Origin of the sequence: Micromonospora sp. MH33 (genome assembly GCF_003013775.1) — a bacterium.
GTDB lineage: Bacteria > Actinomycetota > Actinomycetes > Mycobacteriales > Micromonosporaceae > Micromonospora > Micromonospora fulviviridis.
The window spans coordinates 18,939-29,132 of the sequence record NZ_MUYZ01000059.1; the positions used below are offsets into that span (position 1 = coordinate 18,939).

The 10,194-nt window shown below is 69.9% G+C and carries 4 protein-coding genes; 2 read left to right on the top strand and 2 right to left on the bottom strand.

The annotated features are described in order from the left end of the window. Window positions 1-887: 887 nt before the first annotated feature. Together B0E53_RS12395 and B0E53_RS12400 are read left to right on the top strand one after the other, a co-directional pair. The gene (locus tag B0E53_RS12395; RefSeq protein WP_146167653.1) at window positions 888-7,643 is read left to right on the top strand and encodes a hypothetical protein; all 6,756 of its coding nucleotides are present in this window, start codon (window positions 888-890) and stop codon (window positions 7,641-7,643) included. A 696-nt stretch (window positions 7,644-8,339) separates the two neighbouring features. After that, window positions 8,340-8,927 (top strand): recombinase family protein, encoded by a 588-nt coding sequence (locus B0E53_RS12400; RefSeq protein ID WP_107076200.1) that lies wholly within the window; start codon window positions 8,340-8,342, stop codon window positions 8,925-8,927. Between the two features lie 170 nt (window positions 8,928-9,097). Here B0E53_RS12400 and B0E53_RS12405 read toward each other — a convergent pair whose 3' ends face one another. Beyond that, window positions 9,098-9,856, bottom strand: a complete 759-nt coding sequence (locus B0E53_RS12405; protein WP_246835367.1) for an FUSC family protein — start codon at window positions 9,854-9,856, stop codon at window positions 9,098-9,100. Window positions 9,857-9,957: 101 nt separating this feature from the next. Continuing rightward, window positions 9,958-10,194 (bottom strand): SIP domain-containing protein (locus B0E53_RS12410; protein ID WP_146167654.1); only part of this gene is annotated, 237 nt, incomplete at its 5' end.

Here is a 10,194-nt window from a genome sequence, read left to right on the forward strand (position 1 = left end):
CTGTCGCTCGGGCATCCGCCCGCTGACACTCTCCAACTCGCATCCAACCAGGCGTTTAACCAGCTGCGGCCGCATGGCTGCATGCGGCCAACACGCCGTCCTGGGTGGACTCTCATCCACATGCTGCGCGCGGCATACGGCCCTGCGCAGCTCTTTCCTGCCTGCCAGTGGCCAACAAAGGAGGTGATCCGCAGGCAGACAGCTGCGAGGCCATAGCAGGCGTTGCATCCTATGGCAGGCATGGTGGCTGAACTGTGCGCTACGGGTCTTCCGGCATGCCGAGGCACTGAAGAAGGCCGCGGGAAACGACACGGCCCAACAAGATGCGTGCGACAACATCACCCGGCGCCGGACCAATGCGCCCGTCTCGCTTTGATGCTCGATACTCAATATCAATGAGGAGATCCAGGACGCCGTTCTCTGGATCCTTCGAAAGGTCGGTTCCGGCCTGCCGAAAAGTGATCCCGGAGCGATCCAGGGGAAATCCGCGTTGCGAGAATATGGCCCGACACCATTCAGGACTGCTATGCCGACATCAATTCCGACCTAAGCGGGTCGTCTCGATACTGGTCCGGAGATGATGCAAACGCCCACGCCGAAGCCTGGGACCGGCACGTCGATGCTGCGAGCCAAGCAGTCGCGAGCATGCAAGGAATGGCCGACGCTCTGGACAATCGTGCAGTGAAAGCCGAAAGGATCATGGTGCTCGTCCATGAGATGTGCGAGGTAGTACCGCTCGCCCCGGCGGACATCGAGCCCACGCGCCGTGATCGACGCCGCCCCGGATGGCTGGGCATGTCCTAAAACCCAATCAGAACAAGTGTCAGCAATTTTTATGGGATGTCAAATCGTACTAAATCGCGACGTCACACTGTGAGGGAATTTCGATGCTTCTGACGGGCGCTCCGGTTTTGACGGAGCTGGACGGCAAGGATGTGACCCTGCGGTCCTTGACGATGGACGGGGGCGTCGTGCATGCCTCGCTGCCCGGGTTCACACCGGGGTTCGCCGCGGCCCGGGACCCGATCGCGGCGTTGCTGGCTCCTAATCGGGCGGCGGTCGATTTCACCGGCTACTACCGTTGGGGCACTCGGTACAGTCTGCCAGTGCCTTCGGACTGGCGGGCCTGGCCGTGGCCGCCTGGGCTCGACCCGTTCTTCTTTATGGCGCACTCGTCTCCGGAGGGTCAGCTGTGCCTGGTGGTGGACGGCGTGGGGCAGCCGGTCACGGATCAGGCGCTGGGCTTGTGGCTGCGGGAGCTGCCGGAGCTGGGTACCTCGAAGCGGCCGCTGGAAGACCCGCTGGTGATCCTGACCTGCGGCAGCGACGCGGAGCGCCAGTTGCTCGCCGATCTGCTCGGGCGCCTGGTCTGGTTTCCGCGCGGTGCGATGGCCGTGGGCGTCAAGCCGCTCGACGCGGGCAGCCGTGCGGCCGGGGCCAAGTCGTTTCTGGGCGCGTACTGCACGCCGGATGGCGAGGGCGGGGAGTTCCGGTCGGCCTGCCCCCAGGGTCCTGTCGGTGACCGGGTGCGATGGTCCTATCGCTCCCGGTTTCCTTCAACTCCCGCCAGCTGGCTGGTCGAACGCTCCGCCGCTCCCGACTCCGTGGCCCCGGCCGGGCTGCGCCCGTCCCCGTTCGGCGGCAAGCACGCCCGCGGCCTGTGCTACTTCGACCGGCGCGACCTCGCATCCCGCTCGTCTGCCCTGAACGCACCGGTGCTGGGTTCCTCGTACGTGGCGTGGACCCCGAACGACGCCTACCGCCCGGGGACTTCGGGGCGTACCGGCCCGGTCGCTGGGGTTCTGCGTGTGGCGGCCCGGCCGTGGCACACCCGGGAACTGGGCGAGCTGCCCTTCGGCCTCGACGGCGTGGCCACGGTGGCCTGCTACTTCGCCGATGGCCTTTTCGCCGTCTACGACGAGCGGCAGGACCTCACTTACTGGGAGACGCCGCTGGCCTTCGGCCGGCGCCTGCGCAAGGACCTGGCCGCGGCCCAGGCCGCCGGGCCGGCCGGGGGACCGCCGCCGCGGGTGCTGCTGTTGACCGACTTCGATGCGATCTCCGAAAACGCGCGCGAACAGGCCGCGCAAGGGCTCGGCGGCCTGGAGCTGATCACCGTGAATGTGCCGTCGACCCTGTTCCTCGACGAGGATTCGGAGCACGGTGCTCCCAGGGCCCGCATCGCACTGCTGCCCGCGACCAGCGGCCCCGCCGCCCCGGTGTGGACAGTCACGACCGCTGTCGGCACTTCCACCACGCTGTCCCCAGCCCCAGGAGACTTGGGAGACTATGAGGCACTGCGCGACTTCGACCGCCTCATCACCACCCAGAGCGCCGAGCCGCCTGGCGGCGACCAAGGGGACGACGGCGAAAGCGTCGTCCCCGCCGCCATCCCCACGATCACGGTCACGCCGCCGATGGACGACCTGCCCACCATCGTCGTGACCTCGCCCACCGACACTGTCCCCGAGCGGGAACGGCACCCCGAGACCATCTCCGCGCCCGATCCTGCGCCCGAGCCCGCCTCTGAGAGCGGACCTGAGTCCGGTCCGGAACCCGCCCCCGATCCCGAGGACGGCGCGCCCACCCGCCCCCTTAGCGACCCCGTTCTCCGCTTCGGCACACGTCGTGACGGCGCGCTGGAACTCGCCCACATCACGCCCGTCCCACAGGCAACCGTCGCCTGGCTGCGGGAACGGGTGATCGAGCTGGTGGAGAACGGCCAGGGGCCGGATCCCGGGTTCCGCGCCCAGGTGCGCCGCATCCTGACCGCTCGTCTGCTGTCCGCCGAGTGGGCCCGGCTGATCAGCGTCGCTGGCCTGCCCCTCAACGTCACCTACCGCAAGCGGCGGCATCCCGTCTCGCTCCGCCTCGGGCTCACCGCCCTCGGGCCCTCGCCCCAGCAGCTCGACCACATGCCCGACGGACCGCCCGTGAGCGTGCAGCGCTGGGCCTTCGGCATCAACGAAGCCGGTGACAGCGGTGGCAGCGGCGATCTGCGCGCCTTTGGTCATCCTTTCTCCCACACCTGGTCGGTGGACAAGGGTCCGCTGCGCCGCATCACGTTCACGCCGCGACCCAGCCTCACCTACAACCAGCTCACGACCTCGGTGACGGTCGGCACGACGGTGCAGCCGATGGTGCTGATCCGAAGCAAGGGCCGGCACTGGCCGTTCGACTATGCGATGACCTGGGAACTGCGGCGCAACGACGGCCCGATCACCTCGCCGCTCGGCGCGCTGCCCGCCCTCGGATGGGAGCCCGCCCCAGGCGTCGCGCCGGACAAGCTGCTGGTGTGGTTTCCCACCTATCTGTCCACCTCCGAGGGGCTTCCCGATGTCGACCCAGCGCGGCCGGAGAGCGTGCCCGCGCCGCTCGACCGGCTGCTGGACGTGGTACCGCTCTTCGGCCCGCTGGCCCTGGCAGACCACGACGTGCTCTTCGCCGATGTGCTGCGGTCCTTCGCCGACCCGTTGGGTTCGCTGTCGGAGGGTTCCCGCCGAGAGCTGTTCGAGTTCTTCGGCGAGGGCAACCTACGCAGCAACCTCCCTCAGACCTGGGGTGGTTCGGTTGCCTCGCCCACCCTCTACACCTCCTCCGGCGAAGCCATCGGGTACCTCTGGATCGGTGCTGAGCTGACCGGCGGTGACACCATCACCGGTCCCACCACGGCGAGTTCGGTGCTGGAGACCTACATTCTGCGGTCACTGCGCGTGCAGGGCAGCGCCCAGATCAGCAACGGCGCCGGCCTCAACGTGTCCATCACCCTGGGCTTCGGGACCGGAGCCCCCGACCCTCTCACCGGCGTGGAACCGCTGGGCGGGCAGTTCACCTTCCAGTTCGGTGGGCAGCATCAGTTCACCCATGTGCTGACCAATGGGGGAAGTGCCCGCATTGCCCATTCGCTGCGGACGGCGACCCCGCTTCTCCAGGTCACGCCCCGAATGCGGCTACGTATCACCCTCGTCCGCCCGGACAGCGCTCCACTCGGCCCCACCGCCGGATCGCCCCTGGACGGTGGCAAGCACTACCCGGTCGTCATGCTGGTCCCCTCACTGGACGCCCTCGGCCATGTGCCGACCGAGACGCGTTACCTGCCGCCGGAGGTGCTGCACCTCAAGCAGCTCGGGGTGTCCACCACCCCGCTCCAGGTCTCCGGCACCAGCCCTCTCTTCGACCAGGCCGAACGCTGGCTGCGCGACAACGGCTTCCTCCCCTCCGACCGGCCCGAGACACGACGGTGGGACAAGGCGATGGACCAGGCCATCCGCACCCAGAGGCTCAACAACCTGCGCAAGCTGGACCAGATGCGCTCAAGGCTGGGCCTGCGCTCCGCCCTGGACGAGATGATCGAAGGCGGCGACACCACCTGGTTCGAACTCCCCACTCCGCTCGGCACCCAGCGCGTCTCCGTCCGTCTGGTCACCGAGCGCCGCTACGCCGCGCCGGACGCCAACGCGGGTGTCGAGCACCAGCGCACCCTCCCGAAGATCCAGACGCTGAACTACAGGGGGTCCACGATCGCGGGGGACCAGCAGTTCCAGAGCACGCCCTTCGCATGGAACGTCGGTGGTGAGGGCGCCGTCAGCAACCCGCTCGACGTCGACGGCGACCAGCGGCTCCAGCAGATCCGGCCGCACTACTCGTACACGTCGCAGACCACCACGAACACGGGGTCCAGCACGGGTACCGGCCACGAGTACTACATGCTCAGCCCCACGGAGAACGGCACACAGGTGTTCGCGGTCCCCGTCACCCACCGGATGGTCATCACTCACAGCCACGGCCCGAATCCCGAACCCGTCAGCGCGGACGGCAGCGTGCGCTTGGCCGTGCCCACGTTCCGCACGCTCGACCGTCCGTCCCCCGCTCCCCGCCCGGGACCGGCGACGGTCCGCGACCACAGCCACCAGGACGACCGGTTGCTCGCCCTGCCGAACCCCGGGCGCACCGTCCAAGAGGGCGTTCTGCGGCTGCCGGAGACGGCCCTGCTGGACCGGGTCGGCGGTAGCGCCGACCTGCGCCGTGAGGTCCTAGCCATGATCAAGGACATCGAGCACGCGGTGGCTGAGGAGAACGAGCGATACGTCATGCCGCCCACGCCAGGTGCGTGGATCGAGGACGAGGACGACGTCGAGGCACAGGACGCCGCTACGGGCGCGACGGTGGAACCGCGTGCTGTCCCCCGCCCGTGGTCCTCGCCGCTGTTGCGGGCCGTGGGCGGCCTCATCGCCGGCAGTGCGCACTGGGTGAGCGGTTCGGTCGCCGACGCGGGACGCTGGGTATGGCGCGCCTCGGTGGGCGAGCCGGCCACCGACCACGAGTCGTCGGCGAACGAGGTCGCCGATACCGCGCTTTCCCCGCACCATCTGTCCGCCAACGCGCTGCGGATCTTCCGCGATTCGTATCCCGTCGAAGGCGCCGCCACACCGGGCGCGCTGGCCGGTACGGACTTCACGATCGAGGTGAGGGGGTATCTCACCGACGTACGGGTCCTGCCGCAGCCGCCCAAGCTCGACGCGGAACGCTGGCTGCAGTCCACCGACGCGTCCGCCTCCACCCGGAACAGGCAGGCAGGCCACCAGGGCGGCCTGTCCCTGGCGGGCCGGTACGGCGGGAAGGGCGACGCTGTAGCGCCCCAGGGCGGCCTCCAGGCACGCGTCGCCCATACGGACGGCGTCACCGTCAACGACAACACTGGTGTCTTCCGCGTCACCACCGAGGACACCACGGCCGCGTTCCGCTTCACCGCAAAGGCCCACTACGTGGTGACCGTCCGCAGCGGCGCGCGCAACCTGGTCAGCGGCACCGTAGCCCCGGGACTGGGCGGCCTGAACCGTACCCGCGTGGTCGAACTTCCCGACGGCGTGGAATTCCTACTAGTGGACAATGACCTGCAGAACCACCCGGACCTGGCAGCGCTGGTCGCCGAGGCCGGCCAGACGTCCGCGCCCGTCGGCCCATCGGACCGCCGCCTTCCGGCGTGGTACGTCGACAGCGGTGGCACCATCGGCGCGGGGGTAGTCACCGAGGTCCACACCGGAGGCGGCCGAAGCTCGTTCCAGCGGCGGATACACCGCCTGGTCCAGCAAGAGGCCCCAGGGGTGACCACGCCCGGTCACGCTGCCTACGTGCCCGGAGTGTTGACCCGGATCAACGAACATTCCACCAGCCTCGGCCTGCGCACCCTGGTCAACGCGGGTCCCCAAGGGCACACAGCCTTCCACTTCGTCCACCGGTCCTGGCTCGGCCCCCGTCTTGTCGAGGTGGCGCTCGTCGCGCGGCCGGCCCCCGGGCAGGACCTCTCCGCACGCCGTGGCAAGCGGGTGACGACGACCTCCGGCATGGACAACGTGTTCGGCCACTCCCACGGCGACGGCACCGCCCTGGAGGTGCCGGGCGCCACCAGGATCAGCAGCACCCGGACCATCAGCGGACAGGCCGACTTCGCACCACTCGGCGAAAGCAACGGCGAGCAGGCCAGGAGCACGCTGAGTCTGGCACGGCAGAGCAACCGTTCGGACGCCCAGAGCTCCAGCCGTGAACTGCGCTCCTGGCAGCGCACGTTCGGCAACACCAGTGAGTTTCCCGTGCCGTACGAGTACGAGGTACGGGTCTCCTCACGCCCGCTGACCGAGTCCCTGGTCGGACTTCTCGCCGATCTGATCGGCAGTGGGCTGGACCTGGCGGCCGCGTTCGTCCTGCCCCTCCCCTTGGCCGAACTCTTCCCCGCGTCCCGGATCGGGCGCCGGGAGGTGGAACCGGCCACCGCCGTGCTGTGGTTCAACGCCTCAGAGACACCGGACCGGGGGGAACGGCGCGCCGCGACCATCCCGCCTGCCGTCTTCACGACCAATCCATCCGTGCCCCGCCCGACGCCGCCCCCCGGCGGGGTGGCCGTGGAGATGGAGGTCCCAGCAGACCTGCGCGTCCTGCTGTCCAGCCCGGCCTGGGTGCCCGCACGGCCGATCGAGATCTACGACTTCGGTGGCATGGACGAGCTCAGGGACGCGCTGCGATCCGTCGACCACTCGCTGAAGGACACCTCCAGGCCCCAGACCACCACGTCGACCGAAGGCATGCTCATCCGGCTGACGTCCCTGGCGCAGAGCAACCGACTGACCCCGCTGGAGCCCGCGGCCGTCGCCCCGTTCCTCGGCCACCCGGGCGGCACCGGCGTGTCGATGAAGATCACTCTGTACTCACCGCGCGCGGAGGTGACCAGCAAGGACACCGCCATCGACCGGATCGAGCTCTCTGCGGACGGCTTCCAGACACAGGCGGACAACACCATCACGCCGAGCCTCGGGTACAACCATTCCTCACGGTACGGCTCCGCTGACCGCGGCGGACCGACCGTCCCGGTCGTGGGCGACCGCGCCATGCTCGGCCAGAACGCAAGCTCCTCCAGCCAGCGCCGCGAACTGCTGCGATTCGGCACACCGATGGCCAACGCCAAGGGCGAAGGCCTGGACGGCCACCGCGTCCGCGCCGTGGCACTGGTAGAGGTCCACGGCCCCAGCGGCACGCGCTGGGTCGCCGGAGACCTCCTGCTCCGTACGACCGAGACGCCTCCCGGAGCCCGGCGGTCGGATCGGACGGGCCGGAGCGAACAGACCCGCGAAGCCGAACAGGCCCTGTGAGCTCCGGCACCCGCCCGGCCACGCCGTACCACGGAAGGACCCGGCATGGCATCCGTCCGGGCGGCCGACCATGCCTCCTGCCTGGCGGCGCGGGGTGCGGCCGGCTCACCCGAACGGGTGGTGGTGGCGAATCGTTGCACCGCACGTGCTCCGGGTGGCGCCATGGTGGTGCACCGTGGTGCGCTCCCGTGCTCCCTGCCCATGCCAGTGGCAAACCAACAACGATGACTGGGTGCCGAGCGGGGAGGCTCCCCTGGCTGTACCGCCCGGCACACCCTGGCCCCAGACGACAAGCCCAACATCACATCAACGAAGCCGAGACGAACGGGTGACGGGCCGGACGCTCAGGGCTCCAAGATCATCCCGTGGTCCCTTTTGGGCTTACCTCGGCCCCGGGAAGTGCCGTACGACGACCGGGTCGTCGCCGAACTCCGTCGTCCGCGCACCTGCGATAGGCGCAGATCGCCGGTTGGCAACCGCACCGGCAACCCGAACCCGTGTGCACCACCCGGCCGAGGGTGTCCGGTGAGCGATCCTTCACCGGACACTCCGGACGACTCGTGCACGCGAGTACGGGTCATCGGTGCACAGGACCTCGGAACAGGGCGATCACGAAACCCGGCCCAGCGATCTTGTCTCAGTTAGGGTGTCCGGTGATTTGTACGGTGAGCGGGCGCTAAATGTTACACTCCTGGCATGGCGTTGATCGGCTACGCGCGGTGCTCGACCGACAATCAGGACGTGGCAGCCCAGTGGGCGATCCTGCGCGAGCTCGGAGTCCCTGAAGACCGGATCTATGTGGACGAGGGCCTGACCGGCACCAGCCGCAAGCGGCCGGGTCTCGATCAGGCCCTGGCGGCGGTCCGCGGCGGGGACACACTCGTGGTGCCGAAACTGGACCGGCTGGCCCGGTCGGTGCCCGACGCCCGCGACATCGGCGACTCCCTCGTAGGGCGCGGGGTGAGGCTGTCGCTGGGTGGCAGCATCTACGACCCTTCCGACCCGATGGGCAAGATGTTCTTCAACATCCTGGCCACGTTCGCCGAATTCGAGGTGGACCTACTGCGGCTACGCACCCGGGAGGGGATGGCGATCGCGAAGGCGAAGGGCAAGCTGAAAGGCAAGCAGCCCAAGCTGTCGGCGGCCCAGCAGCGGCACCTGGTCGAGCTGCACGGCGATGGTGAGCACAACATCGCCGAGCTGGCCGAGTTGTTCAAGGTGTCCCGGCCGACCGTGTACCGCGTGCTGGAGAAGGCGGCGGCCGCCGCATCACCGAGAAGCTGACGACGCAGCAACTGCTCACCGGCTGCCAGGGTCCGGCCCTTCACCGCCAACGGCGAGCCCGCGGTCCTGGCAGCGGTCAACGCCGACCGGCTGCCAGAGCAGCCCCTCGCGACCTCGATCCGACGAACCCCGGCGGCATAAATTACTCGCGGGTTACTTAGTGGCTGGGGTCACGTACCCAAGCACGGGGCCTCGTAGCGGCGCAGCTGGGAGCGGCGCCGCCACCGCCACGGGGACAGCGATGCCACCTCCGCAGCCGCGGCGACGATCTCGGTGGTCTGCCTTCGCTCCGCCTCGGCCGCCTGCAGGCGCTGCAACGCCGCGTCGGCCCGCCCCGGATCACCGGCGGCGAGGGCCTCGGCGGCGACGGTCAACTGGTGGGCGAAGATGCCGAGGCTGGCGCCGGCGGCGCGGTGCACCACCCGGACCGGGTTCAGCGGCAGCAGGAGCAGCGCCACCACCACGGCCACCCCGCCGCCGACCAGCGCGTTGAGGGTCCGCGGCACGGCCAGGTCCGGCCCGCTGGGCTCGACGGTGCCCAGCAGGACGGCCGTGCTGCCGGCCTGCACCATCACCGCCCCGCTGCCGCGGAACACCACCGCCGCCGAGATTGCCAGCGCCACGACCAGCCCGGTCTGCACGGGCCCGTTTCCGATCACCTGGATGATCAGGTCACCGACGAGCACGCCGAGGATCACCCCGCCGAGCAACTCGGCGGTGCGGCGTACCCGGTTGCCGATGGCCGCGGCGATGGTGCCGACCGCGGCGGCGGGCGCGAACAGCGGCTGCGGGTTGTGCAGCAGGGTGTTGGCGACGTACCAGGACAGCCCGGCCGCCAGTCCGGCCTGGAGGGCGACGATCAAGTAGCGGCGCAGCCGCTCGAACGCCTCCTGCGCCTGCCGGCGGGCCGCGGCCACCACCTCGGTCATGGCGCGCCCCGGGGGTCCGGGCGCCACCGGCGGTACGGCCCGGGCGCGGTCACGTTCTCCTCTACCCCCGTGGCGCTGCGGTAGTCCCGCCGCCGGGCCGGTCAGGCGCTGGCGGCCTCGGCCCGGAGGTCCTCCTCCGACGCGCCGCGGCGCCAGTAGCCGGCGAAGGTGACCCGGCGCCGGTCCAGGCCGCGCTCGCCGACCAGGTGCCGGCGGACCGCCCGGACCATGCCGGCCTCGCCGGCGATCCAGGCGTACGGGGCGGCGCCCGGCAGCCGGGCCCCGCGCAGCGCGTCGGCCAGCAGGCTGCTGCCCGGGCCGGTGGCGTCCCGGACCAG